This window comes from Streptococcus alactolyticus (assembly GCF_042649785.1).
In the GTDB taxonomy this organism is placed as follows: domain Bacteria; phylum Bacillota; class Bacilli; order Lactobacillales; family Streptococcaceae; genus Streptococcus; species Streptococcus alactolyticus.
Genome location: NZ_JBHRZX010000007.1, coordinates 39,072 through 60,241, shown reverse-complemented (window position 1 = coordinate 60,241; position 21,170 = coordinate 39,072). Strand labels below are relative to the sequence as shown.

Genomic DNA, 21,170 nt, shown 5'->3' with positions numbered 1-21,170 from the left:
GATGAAACAGATTGCTTTGATTTTGGCAATGTGTTTTATTTTTTTGTTTTATACTGTTGACAAACGCAAACGATAGACTTATAATAAGATTACAAATGTAGACGATAAGAAATGAGAAAGGAGAGCAGATGGCTATTTCAAATGCAGAATGGGAAATCATGCGGGTTGTTTGGACCAAGGAAGAAACGACGAGCAGTGAGATTTTAGACATTCTTGAAGATAAGACCGATTGGACGGCTTCGACGGTTAAGACTTTGTTGAAACGTCTTGTGGATAAGGGTTATCTGAGCACGCAAAAGGTTGGAAAGTCTTTTCGTTATTCGGCTTTGATTTCAGAAAATGAAGTCATGAAGCAAGAAACAACGGATTTCTTTAATAAGTTTTGCCAGCGAAAGCATGTGGAAATCGTTAAGCATCTCCTAGAATCCATGCCGATGACGGAGGCAGATGTGACCTTATTAGACGAAACGCTTTTAGCTAGGAAAGAAAATGTCTTGGAAGAAGTGCCTTGTGATTGTGTTGATGGGCAATGCCGTTGCAAGGAACACTTGACTTTAGAGTAGCAAAACACACATACGAGAAGAGGTTTAGCCATGTCAAAAAAAGAAGTTTTTGTGATTGATGGGATGACGTGTGCGTCCTGTGCGGTAACGATTGAAGAGACTGTCAAAAAGTTAGACCATGTGCAGTCCGTTGTTGTCAACCTCACAACTGAAAAAATGACGGTTGAGTATGACCCTGATGTTGTCACTGAAAGCATGATTGAAAAGGCAGTGTCAGACGCAGGGTACAGTGCCTCTGTTTTTGACCCTAAAACATCAAAGAGCCAAGCAGAGCGTCAAGACGAAGAAACCCAAAATATGTGGCGTAAGTTCGTCTGGTCTGCTGTCTTTACCGTGCCTTTGCTTTACATTTCAATGGGGAGCATGATGGGGCTTTGGGTGCCACAATTCATGTCAATGTCAGCTCATCCCATGGTGCATGCCGTGATAGAATTGCTTTTGACTTTACCCGTCATGTACTTTGGTCGCCGCTTTTACATTAGTGGTTTTAAATCATTGAGCAAGGGTCACCCTAATATGGATGCCCTGGTTGCTCTAGCAACAAGTGCCGCCTTTGTTTATAGTATTTACAGCATGTGCCAAATTTTCGCTGGTCACCTTCATGCTGTTCATATGCTTTACTTTGAATCTGTGGCGGTTATCTTGACCTTGATTACCTTAGGTAAATATTTTGAAACCTTGTCTAAAGGTCGGACCTCAGGTGCCATTAAGAAATTGATGACCTTATCTGCTAAGGAAGCCACTGTTATCCGTGACGGCAAGGAAATCTCTATCCCCATAGAAGATGTGGTGGTCGGAGATATGCTTTTGGTAAAACCAGGTGAAAAGGTCCCTGTGGATGGGGTTGTGGTATCAGGACATAGTGCCATCGATGAATCCATGTTGACGGGTGAAAGTATCCCTGTTGAAAAAGTTGTGGATGATAAGGTTTACGGTGCTTCAATCAATGGACAAGGTGCCTTGACCATTCGTGCCGAAAAAGTCGGTGGCGATACCTTGTTATCTCAAATCATCAAATTGGTTGAAGATGCCCAACAAACCAAAGCACCTATTGCCAAGATTGCTGACCGTGTGGCTGGTGTCTTTGTCCCAACGGTTATGGTTATCGCAATTGTGACCTTCCTCTTTTGGTATTTGCTCATGGGCAAGAGCTTTGTTTTCGCCCTTCAAGTTGCCATTGCCATCTTGGTTATTGCTTGTCCTTGTGCCTTGGGATTGGCAACTCCGACCGCTATCATGGTCGGTACTGGTCGTGGTGCTGAAAATGGTATTCTTTACAAACGAGGCGATAATCTTGAAAATGCCCACCATTTAAATGCCATCGTCTTTGATAAGACAGGTACCATTACCCAAGGGAAACCGCAAGTTGTGGATATCTTTGCCTATCAAGGTGATAAGGACCGTTTGCTTAGCCAAGTGGCTTCGATTGAAAAATTCTCTGAACACCCTTTGAGCCAAGCCATTGTGGAAAAAGCTGACGAATCAGACTTGTCTTTAGTCGCTGTGGATAATTTCGAGTCTTTGACAGGTCTGGGCTTGCAGGCTGACTGTGACGGTCAAACCTTGTACGTCGGTAATCATAAATTGATGGCAAACCATCAAATCAACCTTACCCAAGCAGAAGATGCAGTCAAACAAGCCACGCAAAAAGGTCAAACCCCTATTTATGTGGCAGATAAGAAGCATTTATTGGGTGTTATTACCGTTGCTGATTTGATTAAATCAGATAGTAAAGAAACAGTTGCCAAGTTGCAAGCTGCTGGTTTGGATGTGGTGATGTTAACTGGTGATAATGAACAAACGGCCAAGGCCATTGCCAAACAAGTTGGCATTACAACGGTTATTAGTGATGTTTTGCCAGACCAAAAATCTCGTGTGATTAAGGATTTGCAAGCTCAAGGTAAGAAAGTTGCCATGGTTGGTGATGGTATCAACGATGCCCCTGCCTTAGCAGTAGCTGATATTGGTATTGCCATTGGTTCAGGTGCAGATATTGCCATTGAATCTGCCGATATTATCTTGATGAAAGCAAGTATCTCAGATGTCTTGAAAGCTTTGTCTATTAGCCGTTTGACCATTAGGGTCATCAAGGAAAATCTATTCTGGGCTTTCATTTACAATATCTTGGCTATCCCAGTTGCCATGGGTGTCCTCTACCTCTTTAGTGGTCCCCTACTCAACCCAATGATTGCTGGTTTGGCTATGGGCTTTAGTTCAGTATCTGTTGTGCTTAACGCCCTTCGTTTGAAATACATTAAATTAACTTAGATTGCTAAAAAACAGGAGGTATTCTGATGGAAAGAACATATGAAGTTACTGGAATGAAATGCGATGGTTGCGCCAAAACCGTCACTGAAAAATTATCAGCCGTTCATGGTGTGGAAAAAGTGGTCGTGGATTTGGATAAAAAACAAGCCACTATCACAGGCAGACCATTTAAATTCTCACTTCAACGTGCTTTAAAAGGCACCAAGTACGCCCTTGGTAAAGAGATAAAGGCTAATTAAATACTGAAAAATGTTTTTTTATGGCCTTAAAAATGATACACTAGTTGCGTAAGAAAAATAGGTTTGGATTGGTATGACGATAGACGTTTGGGATTTATTGACCATTATTGGTACCATTGCCTTTGCCGTATCAGGGGCTATTGTGGCAATGGAAGAAGATTTTGATATTTTAGGCATGTTCATCTTGGGCTTTGTCACGGCTTTTGGCGGTGGTGCTATCCGCAATTTGCTGATTGGCTTGCCAATTGGAACGCTGTGGTCGCAAGGGGATGCGTTTTATTTTGCTTTGGCGGCTATGTTGCTGATTATGTTGTTTCCAAATGTTGTGACAAAGGGTTGGCTAAAAGCAGAAGTCTTGACAGATGCGATTGGTTTAGCCTCTTTTAGCGTCCAAGGTGCCATGTATGCCATGAAATTGCAGCAGCCTTTAAGCGCGGTGATTGTCGCAGCAGTTCTAACAGGAGCTGGTGGCGGTGTGGTCCGAGATGTCTTAGCAGGGCGAAAACCTGGTATCTTGCGTAGTGAGGTCTATGCGGGCTGGTCTATTTTAGCGGCATTTGTTCTTTATTTTGGCATTGTGACAAGTGACACGGGCTACTATGCCCTGGTGCTGGTCTTGGTTATTCTTCGCATGATAGGTTACAAACGTCAATGGCATTTACCAAAAATAAAAGGAAAGGTGACACCACATGATTAAACTCATCGCAATTGATTTAGACGGCACTTTGCTAAATTCAGAGAAAAAAATTCCCAAAGAAAACATCTCAGCCATTCAAGCGGCAGCACAAGCAGGCGTAAAAATCGTGCTCTGCACAGGACGCCCAAAATCTGGCATTGTGCCTTATTTTGAACAATTGGGGCTGACTGATGAAGAATACATCATCATGAACAATGGCTGCAGCATTTACAACACAAAAAATTGGGAATTGATGAGTTATGCCCAAATCACCAATGAGGAGCTGGACCAATTACAAGCGGCTGTGCGTGATTTTCCAGAGGTTTACTTGACCTTGACAGGTGAAAAGCATTATTATGCTGTCGGTGATGTCGTCCCAGAATTGGTGCAGTACGACGCTGGCTTGGTCTTTGACACAGCCAAAGCCATCAGCCTTGAGGCAATCAAAGACAGCTCAGAAATCATTTTCCAAGCCATGTACATGGCAAAAGCACCTGTTTTAAATCCTTTCCAAGCAGCCAAGGAAGTGGATTTGGCAGCAGATTTTAGCGTGGTACGTAGCCAGCCTTATATCTTTGAAGCCATGCCAAAAGGCTACACCAAGGCGACGGCCTTAAAAGCTTTGTCAGAAAAACTAGGCTTTAGCCCTGATGACGTCATGGCGATTGGCGATGCGGCAAATGATTTGGAAATGTTGCAATTTGCTACTCATAGTGTTGCCATGGGCAATGCGACTGATGAGGTCAAAGAAATCTGCCGTTACCAAACCACGGTAAACGACCAAGCAGGTGTTGCCAAAGCTATTTACGATTACGTTTTAAAAGATTAACAGCAAAGTCTTGTTCCAAAGTTTTTGTGGAGCAAGACTTTTTTAAGAACACGAGCTTTTTATAGTTTCCGTAAGCTTTTAATGATATAATTGAGAAAGAAATACTTTGGTAATCAAAGTATATGATGCAAGGAAACGAGGAAATAGAGATGAGTTGGAAAATTGTGACAGATTCGGGTTGTGATTTTAAGGACATTGGTGTACCCGAAAAAGATTTAGCCTTTCAAAATGTCCCCCTGACCTTACAAATTGGTTCAGAACTTTTTGTGGACGATGAAGGCTTGGATGTTGAGGCTATGATGGACACCTTATATGAAAAATCCGTGCCGTCAAAGTCGAGCTGTCCTAGCCCAGACGCTTTCTTACGAGCTTACCAAGGTGCTGATAATATCATTGTTATCACCATTACAGGGGCTTTATCAGGTAGTCACAATAGTGCTCAGATTGCCAAGCAAATGTTATTAGAAGAGCATCCCAACGTCAATATCCATGTGATTGATTCCTTGTCAGCTGGTGGTGAAATCGATTTGCTGGTCTTGGAGTTAAAACGTTTGATTTTATCAGGACTTTCTTTTGACCAAGTGCTCGAGGCATTCGAACGTTACCAAGCCAAAACAAGACTGCTTTTCATCCTAGAACATGTGGATAATCTGGTCAATAACGGCCGTTTGAATAAATTGGTCGGTAAGGTTGTCGGTTTGCTCAATATCCGCATGGTTGGGCAAGCCAGCCCCGAAGGAACGCTTGATTTGTTGCACAAGGCAAGAGGTCAGAAAAAAGCCATTCAGGCCACTGTTAACGAGATGCTGGCAGCTGGTTACCAAGGAGACAAGGTCATGATTACCCACGCAGGCAATGAAAAAGCCTGCCAACAATTGCGTGACAAGCTTCGTGATTTGTTTCCAAAAGCAGATATCCAATTTGTCAATGCTTCTGGTTTATGTAGTTTTTACAGTGAAAGAGGCGGTTTGTTACTAGGATATGAAACCCATTAAAAGGTCTAGGAGTTTAACTCCTAGACCTTTTGTCATGTGCATTTTAGTAGCCGTAGTAAGTTTGGCTGCTGCTTGTCGCAGTAGAATCTGAGTAGGTATTGTAACCGTAGGTTTGACTGCTGCTGTAATTGTTGTTGTAAGTTGTTGTATCGTCAGCCGTTGAAGCGTGTGTTGTCGTCGCTGAGCTTGGTGTTGTTTGTGTTGCAACACTTGCTGAACGAGCAGAGATAGCATTGGCAACAGCATCGATACGCGTTTGCAATTGGTCTTTAACATCTTGATTAGTTACGGTGTCAACAGCATCTTGTGCGGCAGTGACATTAGCAGAGGTTTGTTCTGCTTCGGCAGCTGCAACGGCACTTTCGGCATTGCTTTCATTGTTGATTTCAGCTGAAATAGCGTCCAATTGCGATTGCAAATCGGTTTTCTTAGCTTCGTCAGACAATTTGTTAATCGCAGCTTGAGCATTGGTAATCGCTTCTGATGTGCGTTTGTCTTGGGCTTCGGCTAGAGAAGCTTTTGCTTTTTCTTCCAATTCTTCTTCGCTGGTTGTTGAAGAAGAGGCAACAGAAGAGCTTGTTGGTTCTGTGCTTGACGCTTTGGTCTGGCTATTGCCGAAAATTAAGTAAATACCAGCCGCAAGAGCAACTAAAATGATACTAAGAATAAGATAAGTGACTTCACTTTTTGAGCGTTTCATGACAACTCCTTTGAGAATTTAATAATAAAATATGCTGTTATCTTACTAAGCTAACACGCTAAAACGTCTGTCATAAACAGACCATTTTATATCATTATACCACAGAAATAGACAGGGATTCCCTTTTTAAAAAAATCCTCTAACTTTTTAAGGTTTCTTTTAGAAAACGAGTTGTTAGAAAAATCAGTTTTTTTACAAACGTGTAAAAATACAGTAAAGTATTGTCTGTTTGTCTGGAATACATTAAAGTGGACATATCGTCTTTTTTACGAAAAAAATATAATATTTGAGGATAACACTGTGTCAATAAATTGGCAAGAGATTGCTTTTAGTTTTTTTGGTGGTTTGGGGCTTTTCCTATTTAGCATCAAGTATATGGGAGATGCTCTCCAACAATCAGCTGGTGACCGTTTGCGTTATTACATTGACAAATACACCAGTAATCCCTTTTTAGGCGTTCTTGTGGGAATCGCCATGTCAGCGCTTATCCAGTCTAGTTCAGGGGTGACGGTAATTACTGTTAGCTTGGTGTCGGCGGGACTGTTGACCCTAAGACAAGCCATTGGTATTATCATGGGAGCAAATATTGGAACAACCATCACTTCTTTTTTGATCGGATTTAACTTAGGTGATTATGGCCTGCCAATGATTTTTGTCGGTTCGGCCCTGCTCTTTTTCACTTCAAATCGGACCTTGAACAATCTTGGTCGGATTATTTTCGGGGTTGGTGGTATCTTCTTTGCCTTCAATATTATGAGTGGTGCTATGGAGCCTCTCAAATCCATTCCAGCCTTTCAGGATTACCTGACGACACTTGGGGATAGACCGATTATGGGAGTGGTGATTGGAACGGTTTTGACTATGATTATTCAATCTTCAGCAGCCATTATTGGGATTTTGCAGAGCCTGTACACGGGTAATTTAATCGATTTGCATGGGGCTATTCCGATTCTTTTGGGAAGCAATATCGGAACCTGTATCACCGCAGTTCTAGCAGCTCTGGGAGCTAATGTGTCTGCCAAACGTGTTGCTGGTGCCCATGTCTTGTTTAACGTCATTGGAACCATCTTGTTTATGATTGTGCTTTCGCCATTTATATATTTTATGGAGTGGCTGCAAGGAGAGTTGCATTTGACGCACGCTATGACAATTGCTTTTGCCCATGGAACCTTCAATATCACCAATACCGTTTTGCTCTTTCCTTTCATTGGAACCTTGGCTTATCTGGTTACTAAACTCATCCCAGGAGATGATGAGGTGGTGCCATACGAAACGGTTTACCTTGACCGCCTTTTGTTGAAACAAGCGCCAGCTATTGCCCTTGGAAATGCCAAGAAAGAGTTGATTCACTTGGGCGCTTATGCGACACAGAGTTTTGAAGCTGCCTTTCTCTTTTTTGATACAGCTGACAACAGCTACGCTGAGAAAACGGAACTTCTAGAAGACACCGTCAATCGTGTGGACGAGGAATTGACGAAGTATTTGGTTGAATTGTCGAGTGAATCCTTGACTCAGCATGAGGGAGAAGTGCTTTCTAGCCTTTTGGATGCCACGCGCGATTTGGAGCGAATTGGCGACCACAGCGTGAACTTGGTTCATTTGATGACTTACAACCAGTCTAAAGGCGTTCTCTTTTCGCCAGCTGCGATAAAGGAAGTTAACCAACTTTATAGCAACACGCACCGCATGGTCCTTGATGCCCTCAAGGTGATTATTGACAATGACACGGTCTTGGCAGGAGAAGTTGTCGAACGCCACCGCGAATTGGCTCAGTCAGCTCGTCAGATTCGTAAAAATCATATCCAGCGCATTAACATTGGCGAATGCACGCCTTTGGCTGGGATCAATTTTATTGATTTGATTTCGCCGTGTACTCGCATCACCGATCACGCGCTCAACCTAGTGGAAAAAGTGATTCAGAAACAAATATAAGATTAAACGGCTTTTAGACCTTGGGTTTAAAAGTTTTTTTGTACAGGATTTTTTTGGTATATACCATTTACAAAAAAAGGACTTTTGCTTATAATAGAAAGTGACGGAGGTATTCAACATGACAACCTATATCAAAGCAGATGCATTTTATTACCCTTATCAAGTGAAACCGAGTGGTTACCTGGCGATCGAAGGCGATTGTTTTGGAGATTGGCAAGAAAGCGTGCCAGAAAATACGACTATTGTGGATTGGACAGGTTATAGCATTGCGCCTGGTCTAGTGGACACGCATATTCATGGTTTTGCGGGCGCCGATGTGATGGACAATAGCCAAGAATCACTAGAAACAATGAGCCGTGCCCTTTTGGGAGCTGGTGTGACCAGCTTTTTACCAACAGGTTTGACCGCATCATTTGAAACTTTGAATGCTATTTGCCAAACAACAGCAGCTTTTGCAGGGCAAGAAAGCGGTGCCCGTATCAAAGGCCTCTTTTTCGAAGGCCCTTACTTTACTGAAAAATACAAAGGTGCCCAAAACCCTTCTTATATGCGTAATCCTTCTATTAGCGAGTTAGACCAATGGTTGGCTAGTTCTAAGGGCTTGTTGCGTAAGATTGCTCTAGCGCCTGAACGTGAGGACGTTGAGGACTTTATCAACTATGCGACTGACAAAGGTGTGACCGTGGCTTTAGGACATTCTGATGCGACCTTTGACCAAGCCATCAAAGCTGTTGAAGCTGGTGCTTCTGTTTGGGTGCACGCCTACAATGGTATGCGAGGACTCAATCACCGTGAGCCTGGTATGGTTGGTGCCGTTTACGAAATGCCAAATACCTATGCCGAATTGATTTGCGATGGGCACCATGTTCACCCATCAGCTTGTGATATGTTGCTCCACCAAAAAGGCCCTGACCACGTGGCTTTGATTACCGACTGCATGAGCGCTGGCGGATTAAAAGACGGGGATTATATGTTGGGTGAATTTCCTGTTATTGTCGAAAAAGGAACCGCACGCCTCAAATCAAACGGCGCCTTGGCAGGGTCTATTCTCCAACTAAAAGATGCCGTGCAACACGTTGTGGACTGGGGCTTGGTGTCTAAAGCCGAAGCTATTCGCATGGCAACCTTAATCCCAGCCATTTCCGTAGGACTTGATAACGAATGTGGCCAAATCAAAAAAGGCCATCACGCCGACTTTATCGTCCTAGACAAAGACTTGAACCTACAAGCCACTTACCTCGGCGGAAGAAAAGCTTGGGAAGAGTAGATCATTTAGTGACCTACTTTTTCCCTGTCTAGTATTTTTACCTAGACAGGGATTTGCTTTTGTGCTAAAATACTGTCTAAAGAGAGAGGGTCTTATGGCGTTTCCCTAGCGAGTCCGAGTTGGTGGGAGTCGGATGACAATGCTGTGAGTAACTGGCGCTTTCGCTTAGCTAAGGCTAAGTTTAGACACAGATAAAATGAAGTAATAAAATAGGGTGGAACCGCGTTTAAACGCCCCTTATGAGGTATCATGGGAGTGTTTTAGCGGTTTTTTCTTTGGCTAAAATGCACTTGTGATGCGTCACCAGAAATAATGTTTAAGGAGAAGATGATGGCGAAAAAGTTAACATTTCAAGAAATTATTCTAACCTTGCAACAATTTTGGAATGACCAAGGTTGCATGCTCATGCAAGCATATGACAATGAAAAAGGTGCGGGTACTATGAGCCCTTATACCTTCCTTCGTGCAATCGGTCCAGAACCATGGAACGCAGCTTATGTGGAACCATCACGTCGTCCTGCCGATGGACGTTACGGGGAAAACCCAAACCGTCTTTACCAACACCACCAATTCCAAGTGGTTATGAAACCAAGCCCAAGCAATATTCAAGAATTGTACTTGCAATCTTTGGAAAAATTGGGCATCAACCCACTTGAACACGATATTCGTTTTGTTGAGGACAACTGGGAAAACCCATCAACGGGTTCTGCTGGTCTTGGTTGGGAAGTTTGGCTTGACGGTATGGAAATCACTCAGTTCACTTATTTCCAACAAGTTGGTGGTTTGCAAACAGGCCCTGTGACATCAGAAGTGACTTATGGTTTGGAACGTTTGGCATCATACATCCAAGAAGTGGATTCTGTCTATGATATTGAATGGGCTCCAGGTGTTAAATACGGGGAAATTTTCTTACAACCTGAATTTGAACATTCAAAATATTCATTTGAAATTTCAGATCAAGACATGCTTCTTGAAAACTTTGAAAAATACGAAAAAGAAGCTAAACGTTGCTTGGCAGAGCACTTGGTACACCCAGCGTATGACTATGTTTTGAAATGCTCACATACCTTTAATTTGCTGGATGCTCGTGGTGCGGTTTCAGTAACAGAGCGTGCTGGCTACATTGCCCGCATTCGTAATTTGGCGCGTGAAGTCGCTAAAACCTTTGTGGCAGAACGCAAACGCCTTGGTTACCCACTTCTTGATGAAGCCACACGTGAACAATTATTGAAGGAGGATGCTGAATAATGACTAAAAATTTACTTGTAGAACTTGGTTTGGAAGAATTGCCAGCTTATGTCGTGACACCAAGTGAAAAACAATTGGGTAAACGTATGGCAGCCTTTTTGAACGACAAACGTTTGGCATTTGATAGCATCCAAACCTTCTCAACTCCACGTCGTTTGGCGGTTCGTGTGACTGGTTTAGCGGATGCACAAACTGATTTGACAGAAGATTTCAAAGGGCCTTCTAAAAAAATCGCCTTGGATGCTGATGGTCAGTTCACCAAAGCTGCTCAAGGATTTGTGCGTGGAAAAGGTTTGACAACAGACGATATTGAATTCCGCGAAGTGAAAGGTGAAGAATACGTTTACGTTACCAAACACGAAGCTGGAAAATCTGCCGAAGAAGTATTGAAAGATTTGCCAGAAATCCTAGCTGCTATGACTTTCCCAGTTAATATGCACTGGGCAAACAATACCTTTGAATACATTCGTCCCGTTCATACATTGACTGTTCTATTAGACGATGAAGACCTTGACCTTGATTTCTTGGATATTCATTCAGGTCGTGTGAGCCGTGGACATCGTTTCCTTGGTCATGAAGTTGAAATCGCAAATGCAGATTCTTATGAAGATGATTTGCGTCAAGTCTTTGTCATTGCAGATGCCAAAGAACGCCAAGACATGATTGTTAACCAAATCAAAGCCATTGAAAAAGCCCAAAATGTACAAGTGGAAATTGATGACGACTTGCTTAACGAAGTTTTGAACTTGGTCGAATACCCAACTGCCTTTATGGGAAGTTTTGACACTAAATACCTTGACGTTCCAGAAGAAGTGCTTGTTACATCAATGAAAAACCACCAACGTTACTTTGTTGTTCGTGACCAAGACGGCAAGTTGATGCCAAACTTCATTTCCGTGCGTAATGGTAACGACCAATACCTTGACAATGTCATCAAAGGAAATGAAAAAGTGCTTGTGGCGCGTTTGGAAGACGGTGAATTCTTCTGGCGTGAAGACCAAAAACTTAAGATTGCGGACCTTGTCGCAAAACTAGATAACGTGACTTTCCACGAAAAAATCGGTTCGCTTTCAGAACACATGAAACGCAGCAAAGTGATTGCCGCTTACCTTGCTGAAAAAGCTGGCGCTACTGAAACTGAAAAAGCAGCCCTTGCCCGTGCAGCTGAAATCTACAAATTCGACCTATTGACAGGTATGGTCGGTGAGTTTGATGAATTGCAAGGGATTATGGGTGAAAAATATGCCCTTCTTGCAGGCGAAGAACCAGGCGTAGCCACAGCAATTCGCGAACATTATTTGCCAAATGCTGCTGATGGTGATCTTCCAGAAACTAAAGTAGGTGCTCTATTAGCCCTTGCTGATAAATTGGATACTATCTTGTCATTCTTCTCAGTTGGCTTGATTCCATCAGGTTCAAATGACCCATATGCCCTACGTCGTGCAACAGCAGGTGTGGTGCGTATTATGGATGTTTTTGGATTAACTATCCCAATGGATGAATTGCTCGACGACCTTTATGCCTTGTCATTTGATAGCTTGACATACGAGCACAAAGCAGAAGTGATGGACTTTATCCGTGCGCGTGTGGAAAAAATGATGCCAGCTAAAACACCAAAAGACATTCGTGAAGCTGTGTTAGCAAGCACTAATCTTATCGTGCCTGAAATGCTTGAAACAGTAGATGCTTTGGTGGCAGCTAGTCAAACAGAAGGCTACAAAGCAGCAGTAGAAAGCTTATCACGCGTCTTTAACCTAGCTGAAAAAGCTCCAACAGGTGTGAGCGTTGACGCTAGCTTGTTTGAAAATGATGATGAAAAAGCCTTGGACAAGGCCACACAAGACTTGACCTTGTCAGGTACAGCTAGCGACAAATTGGCACAACTCTTTGCTTTGAGCCCAGTTATTGACAAATTCTTTGACAATACCATGGTTATGGTGGATAATGAAGCTGTTAAAAATAATCGTCTAGCTATTTTATCGCAATTAAGCTCTAAAGCTAGCCGCGTGGCTGCCTTTAACAAATTAAACACGAAATAAGCTAGTAAAATCTACTCATTGAGTAGATTTTACTGCTATCTTGAAATAGCTAAGATATCAAAATAGAAAGGAAAACGTATCTTTCTAGCAGGATACGTTTGGGAATGAACTCATGCTTGAAAAGAAAATTGAACGTATCAATGAACTCGCACGCAAGAAAAAAACAGTTGGTTTGACTGGTGAAGAAAAAGTTGAACAAGCTGAATTGCGTAAAGAATACATCGAAGGTTACCGCCGCTCACTCCTTCACCACATCTCTGGTATCAAATTAGTTGACGAGGAAGGAAACGACGTGACACCTGAAAAACTCCGTCAATTGCAACGTGAACGTGGCTTGCACGGCAGAAGCCTTGACGACCCAAATTCATAAAAAGGAAGCTTGGTTATTTTGAAATAACTGAGCTTTTTAAGACTACTAGTTAAAAATTTTCAAGAGATATGATATAATAGAATCCGAACAATTATAGTTTAAGTCCTTAAAAAAGAAAGGTTTCACTCATGACATTTGATGCTATTGATCAGTTGGCAGTCAACACTGTCCGTACGCTTTCGATTGATGCTATTCAAGCAGCTAATTCAGGTCACCCAGGCCTTCCAATGGGAGCTGCTCCGATGGCTTATGTCCTTTGGAATCATGTAATGAATGTTAATCCAAAGACTAGCCGTTCTTGGTCTAACCGCGATCGTTTTGTGCTCTCTGCAGGACATGGTTCTGCCCTTTTATATAGTCTTCTTCATCTATCAGGCTACAAGGTTAGCATGGATGACTTGAAAAACTTCCGTCAGTGGGGCTCAAAAACACCAGGTCACCCAGAAGTCAACCATACAGATGGTGTTGAAGCAACGACTGGACCTCTTGGACAAGGGATTGCAAATGCTGTCGGAATGGCTATGGCAGAAGTGCATTTAGCCGCTAAATTTAACAAACCAGGATTTAATATCGTTGATCATTATACATACGCATTAAATGGTGATGGGTGTCTTATGGAAGGGGTCAGCCAAGAAGCTGCTAGCCTTGCTGGGCATTTGAAACTAGGCAAATTGATCCTTCTTTACGATTCAAATGACATTTCACTAGATGGTTCAACGTCAAAAGCCTTCACAGAAGACATCAAAGAAAAATTTGAATCTTTTGGTTGGCAACATATCTTGGTGAAAGATGGTAACGATTTGGAAGCTATTGCTAAAGCCTTGGCAGATGCAAAAGCTGAAACTGAAAAACCATCTATCATTGAAGTGAAAACCATCATCGGTTACGGTGCTGAAAAACAAGGGACATCAGCTGTTCACGGCGCTCCACTTGGCGCTGAAGGTATTGCTTACGCTAAAAAAGCTTACGGCTGGGATTACCCTGAATTCACCGTTCCTGAAGAAGTCGCAAAACGCTTTGAAGTTGGTATTAAATTCCGCGGAGAAGCTGCTGAAAATGCTTGGCAAACCAAATTCCGTGAATACGAAATGGCTTATCCAGAATTAGCAGCTGAATACAAAAAAGCCTTTGCCAACCAACCTGTAAACGTTGATCTTAAAGCCTTTAACTTGGATTCTAACCAAGCTAGCCGTGTGTCTAGCCAACAAGCAATCCAACAAATTTCTGCCCAAGTGCCATCATTCTGGGGTGGTTCAGCTGACCTCTCGGCTTCAAACAATACCATGGTTGCTAAGGAAACAGATTTCCAACCTGATAATTACATCGGTCGCAACATCTGGTTTGGGGTTCGTGAATTTGCCATGGCTGCTGCTATGAACGGGATTGCCTTGCACGGTGGAACACGTGTTTATGGCGGAACATTCTTCGTCTTTTCAAACTACTTGCTTCCAGCCGTCCGCATGGCAGCTCTTCAACAATTGCCAACCATCTACGTGATGACCCACGATTCTATTGCGGTTGGTGAAGATGGTCCAACACACGAGCCCGTTGAACAATTGGCAAGTGTCCGCTCAATGCCAAACTTGAACGTTATCCGTCCAGCTGATGGTAATGAAACTAACGCTGCTTGGAAACGTGCTTTGGCAGAAACAGACCGTCCAACAATGCTTGTCTTGACACGTCAAAACCTTCCTGTCCTTGAAGGCACTAAGGAAATGGCTGAAGAAGGTGTCAACAAGGGAGCTTACATCATTTCTGAAGCAAAAGGTGACCTTGACGGTATTCTTATCGCAACAGGTTCAGAAGTGAAATTGGCGCTTGATGCGCAAGCTGCTTTGGCAGACAAAGGGGTTCATGTGCGCGTGGTTTCAATGCCAGCACAAAATCTCTTTGACGAACAAGATGCTGCTTACAAAGAAAGCATTCTTCCAGCTGCTGTTACAAAACGTTTGGCAATCGAAGCTGGCTCAAGCTTTGGTTGGGGCAAATATGTTGGTCTTAACGGAAAAACATTGACTATCGATACTTGGGGAGCATCAGCACCAGGTGCTAAGATTTTTGAAGAATATGGCTTTACTGTGGACAACGCTGTGAGCCTTTACGAATCTTTTTAAGATAGACATAAGGTTAAATGCGATAAATCATGAGGGAATGGGTCAAGAAATCATTGAAGGGTGGTTTCGTGCTCATTTCCTTTTTTTGCTATTTTGATAAGGAAAGGAAAATCATAAATGACCGATATACAATTGACCAGCTAGCATCAATAATGGACGGCAATCAGTATTTTGACGTCCATTATTGATGCCAGTCGTGGTGAGATTTAAGTGGATGGCTTGCCTCTGTCAGAAAATCGTGATGCCATTAAAAAACGCATCGGTTATGTGCCAGATTCGCCCGATATCTTTTTGAATTTGACGGCGCGGGAATATTGGTACTTTTTGGCAAAGGTATATGGGGTTGAGCTGTCTGTTGCGGATGAGCGGATAGCACACTTGGCCCAATTGTTTGACATTGCTCAGCAAGCGGATGACTTGATTGACAGTTTTTCGCACGGAATGCGCCAAAAAGTGGTGGTTATTGGGGCACTTATCTCTAATCCTGACCTTTGGGTGCTTGATGAGCCATTGACAGGTCTAGACCCCCAAGCTTCTTTTGATTTAAAGGAAATGATGCAGGCGCACGCGCGTGAGGGCAATATTGTCCTCTTTTCGACCCACGTTCTTGCTGTGGCAGAGCAATTGTGTGACCGCATTGGCATCTTAAAGCACGGGCAATTGATTTTTATAGGGAGTTTAGCAGACTTAAAAGCTAAGTATCCCAACAAGGATTTGGAAACCATTTACCTTGAATTAGCAGGACATCAGATAAAAGAATAGAGGTGAGGTTATGAACTGGTCAACGATTTGGGAATTGATTAAAATCAATATCCTCTATTCTAATCCACAGTCGGTTACGGCAGCCAAACGCAAAAAAGAACGTCGTGCCAATAAGCACTTTTCAGCCTATAAGAGCTTAATGCAGCAACAAGGAATTTTATGTTTGGTGTTTTCAGCCATTTACATTTACCTCTACACAGGTATTGATTTTCGGCATTATCCTGGTTATTTTTCGGCTTATATTGGTATTTTCATGATCGTGTCTTTATTTAGCGGCTTTTCAGCCCTTTACGGTATTTTTTATGAAAGTAACGACACTAAGATTTATGCTCCCTTGCCGATAAAATCCAGTGAGCTATATGTGGCAAAGGTCATTTCGAGTTTTGGCATGACGGCTGTCTTTTTGACCCCGCTCATTTCCTTGTTATTTATCGCTTACAAGCAACTGAGGGGGATAATCTGGGCGATTCCCTTGACTGTACTCATGTTTAGCATTTTATTTTTATCGACGACCATTTTGACCTTATACTTGAATGCTTTGGTTGGGAAAATCATTGTCAGAAGTCGCCACCGCAAGCTAATTTCAACCATTTTAATGTCTATCTCAACCGTGGCAAGTGTGGGTGTTATCCTATACATGAACGTGGTTAATACGCAAGACACTATGCAAGGAGGAATCTTATCAGACCGTCTATCCTTACCGTATTTTAGGGGGTTTTATGATGTGGTTCAGGCACCTTTTCAGACACTCGCTCTCTTGCATTTTTGGTTGCCTTTGCTGATCATGCTGCTTTTAGCAGTAGGAGTTGTGACTTATCTGATACCTAGTTATTTTAGGGAAGTTATTTACGCTCCTAAGCCTTCTGCTAAAAAGAAAGAGACAAGGATTAAGCATCGGTCTTTGCCGTCTGTCATGGTTCGCCACCACTTGTCAACGCTACAAAGTGCGACGCTTTTGGTACAAACCTACCTCATGCCTTTATTTTATGTAGCCATTTTTATCACGCCTGTTCTGACCAGTGGGGTGAGTTTTACCCAGCTCTCCAGTGACTATTTTGGTGTGGCCTTAGTGGTTGGTGCCATGTTCGGGGGATTGTCCTGCACGGCAAATACCTTTGTCGGCGTGGGCGTGTCTTTGGAAAGAAGTGACTTGATTTTTATCAAATCATTGCCTATCAATCTCAAAGGCTTTTTGGTTCAGAAATACCTTGTTTTAGTCAGCTTGCAAGCGAGTGTGCCTGCCCTTGCTTACTTGGTCATTTCCCTTTTTGTCTTGAAATTGCCTCTTGTTTTGACGCTTGCCTTTTGGTGGGAATGCTTGCAGTCATTTTCCTACAAGGACAGTGGTTTTATCGAAGAGATGTGCGTCTGTTAGACTTAAAATGGCAGGACGTGACGCAATTATTTAACCGACGTTATGGGCAATGGCTGACCATGGTGAGTGTTTTTGTGACGCTGATTGTGGGAATGCTTGTGTTTGCTGCTACGCTTTACCTCGGACAACTGTTAAACAATGTGTTTCTAGCAAATAGCCTCGTGACACTTTTCTTACTGGCTATAGGTATCATTAATCAATTCATAATTTATCGCCTCTTTTGGGACCCCCTCTCTAACCAATCGTCATTTTTGTAATATTCTAAGCGGATTTGTATTATCGTCTGAAAAAAAAACAGTTCCTCGGACTGTTTTTTTAGTGTATAATAAGGCATATGAAACGAAATTTTGAAACTGTTAATCGAATTGTGATAAAAATTGGGACAAGTTCACTTGTCATGCCAAATGGCAAAATCAATCTGGAAAAGCTTGACCAGTTGGCCTTTGTGATTTCAAGCTTGATGAACAAGGGCAAAGATGTGATTTTGGTGTCATCAGGTGCCATGGGATTTGGACTAAATGTGTTAAACATGGACAAACGACCGACGGTAATTGCTCGCCAACAAGCTGTATCAAGTGTTGGTCAGGTCGCGATGATGAGTCTGTATTCACAGATTTTTGCACACTATCAGACTAAAGTGAGTCAGCTCTTGATTACGCGTGATGTGGTGGAATATCCTGAAAGTTTGGCGAATTTCACCAATGCTTTTGAAACGCTGTTAAGCATGGGCATTGTGCCGATTGTGAATGAAAATGATGCCATCAGTGTGGACGAGATGGACCATACAACAAAATTTGGGGATAATGACCGTCTATCAGCTATCGTTGCTAAGGTGACAAAGGCTGATTTGTTGATTATGTTGTCAGACATTGACGGCTTGTACGACAAAAACCCAAATATCTATGATGACGCACAACTTCGTAAGCAAGTGACAGAAATCACGGATGAGATTATCAAATCTGCAGGTGGTGCAGGTAGCCGTTTTGGAACAGGTGGAATGCTCAGCAAGATTAAGAGTGCGCAAATGATTTTTGATGCAAACAGTCAAATGATTTTAATGAATGGTGAAAATCCGCGTGATATTTTGAAAGTTCTAGAAGGGGCTCAGATAGGAACCTGGTTTTCACAAGTCAAGTAAAGGAGGAGCTTGATGGGATACATTGATGAATTGGGACAACAAGCAAAGGTAGCTAGCCAAAGTTTGGCAAAACTTGGTACGGCGCAAAAAAATCAGATTTTGGGTCAGGTGGCAGATGCCTTGTTAGCAGAAACGGATGCTATTTTGGCTGAAAATGTTCGTGATGTTGCCAAAGCCAAGGACAATGGCATTTCGCCAGTCATGGTTGACCGTCTGCGTCTGGATGTCAAACGCATTGAAGGGATTGTTGAAGGGGTTCGTCAGGTGGCTGACCTACCCGACCCAATTGGTCAGGTGGTCCGTGGCTACACCAATCTTGATGGCTTGAAAATCGTTCAAAAACGCGTGCCTTTGGGCGTCATTGCGATGATTTTTGAAAGCCGTCCAAATGTTTCGGTGGATGCGTTTAGCCTAGCTTTTAAAACCAGCAATGCCATTATTTTACGCGGTGGACGTGATGCCATTCATTCGAATACAGCACTTGTTACGGTTATCCGTAAAGCGCTAGCGCAAGCAGGTGTGGATGCTAATGCTGTTCAGTTGGTTGAGGATACCAGTCACGCTGTTGCGGAGGAATTGATGCAGGCTGTCGATTATATTGACGTGCTTATTCCACGTGGAGGGGTTCGCCTCATTCAAACGGTTAAGGAAAAATCAAAAGTGCCTGTCATTGAAACAGGTGTCGGTAATGTCCACATTTACGTGGATGATTGGGCAGATCTTGATATGGCGACTAAGATTGTCATCAATGCGAAAACCCAGCGTCCAAGCGTGTGCAATGCCGCTGAAAGTCTGTTGGTTCATGAAGCCGTGGCCGATCAATTCTTGCCGCAATTGGAAAGGGAAATTGCCAAAGTGCATCCTGTGACCTTCCGAGCTGACGACAAAGCACTAGCCATTTTCCAAAATGCAGAAGCCGCTTCAGAAGAGGACTATGCCACAGAATTCTTGGATTATGTGATGTCTGTCAAGGTTGTGGGCTCGCTTGATGAGGCCATTGATTGGGTTAATCGCTACACGACGCATCACTCAGAAGCCATTATCACAAAAGACCTTGAGCACGCGGAACGTTTCCAAGACGAAGTTGATGCAGCTGCCGTTTATGTCAATGCATCAACCCGTTTCACTGATGGCTTTGTCTTTGGCTTGGGAGCAGAAATTGGTATTTCAACCCAAAAAATGCATGCGCGTGGTCCAATGGGACTAGAAGCCCTAACCAGCACCAAATTTTATATCAACGGTCAAGGGCAAATCAGACAATGAAAGAAATAAGAGAAAGCCAGTTTGGTTTTCTCTTATTTGTTTGTCCCATCAGTTGGATACCCGAGGGTGGAACTTGTTATATCGACATTTCATTTTTTATGCTATAATGGAAGGTATGACAAAAGATTTTCATCATATAACAGTACTTCTACACGAAACCGTTGATATGCTTGATGTCAAGCCAGATGGTATCTATGTAGATGCCACGCTGGGTGGTGCTGGACATAGTGAATACTTGCTTTCAAAACTAGGTCCCAAAGGGCACCTCTATGCGTTTGACCAAGACCAAACGGCTATTGATAATGCACACATTCGTTTAAAACCATATATTGACAAAGGACAAGTGACCTTCATCAAGGACAACTTTAGGCATTTAAAATCTCAGCTGGCCGCTCATGGTGTTAGTGAAATTGATGGGATTTTATATGATTTAGGGGTATCTAGCCCTCAGCTTGATGAACGCCAACGTGGATTTTCTTATAAAAAAGATGCTCCGCTCGATATGCGTATGAATCGTGATCAAGACCTCTCAGCTTATGATGTGGTCAATACCTATGATTATCATGATTTAGTTCGTATTTTTTTTAAGTATGGCGAAGACAAATTTTCAAAACAAATTGCCCGTAAGATTGAGCAAGCAAGGCAAGTGAAGCCGATTGAAACAACGACTGAATTGGCAGAGATTATCAAGTCAGCCAAACCAGCTAAGGCATTGAAGAAAAAAGGACATCCTGCCAAACAAATTTTCCAAGCCATTCGTATCGAAGTAAACGACGAACTAGGCGCGGCGGATGAATCCATTCAACAAGCGATTGATTTGTTGGCTGTTGACGGTCGGATATCTGTGATTACCTTCCATTCGCTAGAGGACCGCTTGACCAAACAATTGTTCAAAGAAGCCTCAACGGTGGAAGTTCCCAAAGGATTGCCTTTTATTCCTGAGGATATGCAGCCCACTTTGGCTTTGGTAAATCGCAAACCAATCCTGCCAAGTGAGGAAGAATTACAAGCTAACAACCGCTCCCATTCAGCCAAACTAAGAGTGGCTAGAAAGGTTCACAAAAATCATGACGAACAATAATCGAAATATAGCGATCTCCAATGCTCTAAGAAAGCGAATGAGAACCTTCAATCGCATCGAAAAAGTCTTTTACGGGACTGTTATCCTGACTGCGATTATCATGGCGATTAGTATTGTTTACCTACAAAGTCGCAATTTAGAAGTGCAGCAGGAAATCACCAATCTCAACAGCCAGATTAGTGATGTTCAAACGGAGTACAACAACGCCAAGCAGGAAGTGAATGAATTGACCAGTCGCGACCGCATTCAAAAAATTGCTGGGCAAGAAGGTTTAAGTAGCCAACAAAATAACATTAAGCAGGTGGAGTAGT

Annotated in this window: 18 protein-coding genes and 1 pseudogene; 18 read left to right on the top strand and 1 reads right to left on the bottom strand. The window is 42.8% G+C overall.

Annotated features, from left to right (window positions below; all coding sequences use genetic code 11):
- Positions 1-128: 128 nt before the first annotated feature.
- The 6 genes from ACFORE_RS02155 to ACFORE_RS02130 all read left to right on the top strand — a co-directional run bounded on the left by ACFORE_RS02155 (position 129) and on the right by ACFORE_RS02130 (position 5,570).
- Positions 129-563: a CopY/TcrY family copper transport repressor gene (locus ACFORE_RS02155; RefSeq protein ID WP_154455240.1), complete on the top strand. Its 435-nt coding sequence runs from the start codon at positions 129-131 to the stop codon at positions 561-563.
- A gap of 30 nt (positions 564-593) precedes the next feature.
- Complete coding sequence (locus ACFORE_RS02150) at positions 594-2,831, top strand: heavy metal translocating P-type ATPase (protein WP_380434936.1); 2,238 nt, start codon at positions 594-596, stop codon at positions 2,829-2,831.
- 26 nt (positions 2,832-2,857) lie between these two features.
- Positions 2,858-3,070 carry a heavy-metal-associated domain-containing protein gene (locus ACFORE_RS02145; RefSeq protein ID WP_154455242.1) on the top strand — a complete coding sequence of 71 codons (213 nt, stop codon included), beginning with the start codon at positions 2,858-2,860 and terminating at the stop codon, positions 3,068-3,070.
- Positions 3,071-3,143: 73 nt separating this feature from the next.
- Positions 3,144-3,767 carry a trimeric intracellular cation channel family protein gene (locus tag ACFORE_RS02140; RefSeq protein WP_380434935.1) on the top strand — a complete coding sequence of 208 codons (624 nt, stop codon included), beginning with the start codon at positions 3,144-3,146 and terminating at the stop codon, positions 3,765-3,767.
- Complete coding sequence (locus ACFORE_RS02135; RefSeq protein WP_264879816.1) at positions 3,760-4,575, top strand: Cof-type HAD-IIB family hydrolase; 816 nt, start codon at positions 3,760-3,762, stop codon at positions 4,573-4,575. The genes ACFORE_RS02140 and ACFORE_RS02135 overlap by 8 nt, the downstream gene beginning before the upstream one ends.
- 149 nt (positions 4,576-4,724) lie before the next feature.
- On the top strand, positions 4,725-5,570 hold the full coding sequence (locus tag ACFORE_RS02130) for a DegV family protein (protein ID WP_380434934.1): 846 nt from the start codon (positions 4,725-4,727) through the stop codon (positions 5,568-5,570).
- Between the two features lie 43 nt (positions 5,571-5,613).
- Here ACFORE_RS02130 and ACFORE_RS02125 read toward each other — a convergent pair whose 3' ends face one another.
- Positions 5,614-6,270 (bottom strand): peptidase, encoded by a 657-nt coding sequence (locus ACFORE_RS02125; RefSeq protein WP_154455246.1) that lies wholly within the window; start codon positions 6,268-6,270, stop codon positions 5,614-5,616.
- Positions 6,271-6,570: 300 nt separating this feature from the next.
- Here ACFORE_RS02125 and ACFORE_RS02120 point away from each other — a divergent pair, with 300 nt between their 5' ends.
- The 12 genes and pseudogenes from ACFORE_RS02120 to ftsL all read left to right on the top strand — a co-directional run bounded on the left by ACFORE_RS02120 (position 6,571) and on the right by ftsL (position 21,169).
- Positions 6,571-8,202 carry a Na/Pi cotransporter family protein gene (locus tag ACFORE_RS02120; protein WP_380434933.1) on the top strand — a complete coding sequence of 544 codons (1,632 nt, stop codon included), beginning with the start codon at positions 6,571-6,573 and terminating at the stop codon, positions 8,200-8,202.
- Positions 8,203-8,320: 118 nt separating this feature from the next.
- Positions 8,321-9,469, top strand: coding sequence for an N-acetylglucosamine-6-phosphate deacetylase (gene nagA / locus ACFORE_RS02115; protein WP_294422530.1), 1,149 nt, complete (start codon positions 8,321-8,323; stop codon positions 9,467-9,469).
- 330 nt (positions 9,470-9,799) lie between these two features.
- Positions 9,800-10,717: a glycine--tRNA ligase subunit alpha gene (gene glyQ / locus ACFORE_RS02110; RefSeq protein WP_154454670.1), complete on the top strand. Its 918-nt coding sequence runs from the start codon at positions 9,800-9,802 to the stop codon at positions 10,715-10,717.
- A complete protein-coding gene (glyS, locus tag ACFORE_RS02105) occupies positions 10,717-12,756 on the top strand; it encodes a glycine--tRNA ligase subunit beta (protein ID WP_154454669.1) in 2,040 nt (679 codons plus the stop codon). The genes glyQ and glyS overlap by 1 nt, the downstream gene beginning before the upstream one ends.
- Positions 12,757-12,868: 112 nt before the next feature.
- On the top strand, positions 12,869-13,126 hold the full coding sequence (locus tag ACFORE_RS02100) for a DUF896 family protein (protein ID WP_154454668.1): 258 nt from the start codon (positions 12,869-12,871) through the stop codon (positions 13,124-13,126).
- 128 nt (positions 13,127-13,254) lie between these two features.
- On the top strand, positions 13,255-15,240 hold the full coding sequence (tkt, locus tag ACFORE_RS02095) for a transketolase (protein WP_154454667.1): 1,986 nt from the start codon (positions 13,255-13,257) through the stop codon (positions 15,238-15,240).
- A gap of 156 nt (positions 15,241-15,396) precedes the next feature.
- A pseudogene (locus ACFORE_RS02090) lies at positions 15,397-16,002 on the top strand (ABC transporter ATP-binding protein); the annotation flags it as partial.
- A gap of 10 nt (positions 16,003-16,012) precedes the next feature.
- On the top strand, positions 16,013-17,377 hold the full coding sequence (locus ACFORE_RS02085) for an ABC transporter permease (protein WP_264879673.1): 1,365 nt from the start codon (positions 16,013-16,015) through the stop codon (positions 17,375-17,377).
- Positions 17,378-17,711: 334 nt separating this feature from the next.
- Positions 17,712-18,515 carry a glutamate 5-kinase gene (proB, locus tag ACFORE_RS02080; protein WP_154454666.1) on the top strand — a complete coding sequence of 268 codons (804 nt, stop codon included), beginning with the start codon at positions 17,712-17,714 and terminating at the stop codon, positions 18,513-18,515.
- Positions 18,516-18,527: 12 nt separating this feature from the next.
- Positions 18,528-19,778: a glutamate-5-semialdehyde dehydrogenase gene (locus ACFORE_RS02075; RefSeq protein WP_235280479.1), complete on the top strand. Its 1,251-nt coding sequence runs from the start codon at positions 18,528-18,530 to the stop codon at positions 19,776-19,778.
- 115 nt (positions 19,779-19,893) lie between these two features.
- A complete protein-coding gene (gene rsmH / locus ACFORE_RS02070) occupies positions 19,894-20,859 on the top strand; it encodes a 16S rRNA (cytosine(1402)-N(4))-methyltransferase RsmH (RefSeq protein WP_293651014.1) in 966 nt (321 codons plus the stop codon).
- Positions 20,846-21,169, top strand: a complete 324-nt coding sequence (gene ftsL, locus ACFORE_RS02065; RefSeq protein WP_235280484.1) for a cell division protein FtsL — start codon at positions 20,846-20,848, stop codon at positions 21,167-21,169. The genes rsmH and ftsL overlap by 14 nt, the downstream gene beginning before the upstream one ends.
- Position 21,170 lies beyond the last annotated feature (1 nt).

Coding starts and splice junctions, on each gene's coding strand:
- rsmH (WP_293651014.1), top strand. CDS start 19,894: ATGACAAAAGATTTTCATCATATAACAGTACTTCTACACGAAACCGTT.
- ftsL (WP_235280484.1), top strand. CDS start 20,846: ATGACGAACAATAATCGAAATATAGCGATCTCCAATGCTCTAAGAAAG.
- ACFORE_RS02075 (WP_235280479.1), top strand. CDS start 18,528: ATGGGATACATTGATGAATTGGGACAACAAGCAAAGGTAGCTAGCCAA.
- ACFORE_RS02125 (WP_154455246.1), bottom strand. CDS start 6,270: ATGAAACGCTCAAAAAGTGAAGTCACTTATCTTATTCTTAGTATCATT.
- ACFORE_RS02085 (WP_264879673.1), top strand. CDS start 16,013: ATGAACTGGTCAACGATTTGGGAATTGATTAAAATCAATATCCTCTAT.
- glyQ (WP_154454670.1), top strand. CDS start 9,800: ATGGCGAAAAAGTTAACATTTCAAGAAATTATTCTAACCTTGCAACAA.
- glyS (WP_154454669.1), top strand. CDS start 10,717: ATGACTAAAAATTTACTTGTAGAACTTGGTTTGGAAGAATTGCCAGCT.
- ACFORE_RS02100 (WP_154454668.1), top strand. CDS start 12,869: ATGCTTGAAAAGAAAATTGAACGTATCAATGAACTCGCACGCAAGAAA.
- proB (WP_154454666.1), top strand. CDS start 17,712: ATGAAACGAAATTTTGAAACTGTTAATCGAATTGTGATAAAAATTGGG.
- nagA (WP_294422530.1), top strand. CDS start 8,321: ATGACAACCTATATCAAAGCAGATGCATTTTATTACCCTTATCAAGTG.
- ACFORE_RS02140 (WP_380434935.1), top strand. CDS start 3,144: ATGACGATAGACGTTTGGGATTTATTGACCATTATTGGTACCATTGCC.
- ACFORE_RS02135 (WP_264879816.1), top strand. CDS start 3,760: ATGATTAAACTCATCGCAATTGATTTAGACGGCACTTTGCTAAATTCA.
- ACFORE_RS02150 (WP_380434936.1), top strand. CDS start 594: ATGTCAAAAAAAGAAGTTTTTGTGATTGATGGGATGACGTGTGCGTCC.
- ACFORE_RS02130 (WP_380434934.1), top strand. CDS start 4,725: ATGAGTTGGAAAATTGTGACAGATTCGGGTTGTGATTTTAAGGACATT.
- ACFORE_RS02145 (WP_154455242.1), top strand. CDS start 2,858: ATGGAAAGAACATATGAAGTTACTGGAATGAAATGCGATGGTTGCGCC.
- ACFORE_RS02155 (WP_154455240.1), top strand. CDS start 129: ATGGCTATTTCAAATGCAGAATGGGAAATCATGCGGGTTGTTTGGACC.
- tkt (WP_154454667.1), top strand. CDS start 13,255: ATGACATTTGATGCTATTGATCAGTTGGCAGTCAACACTGTCCGTACG.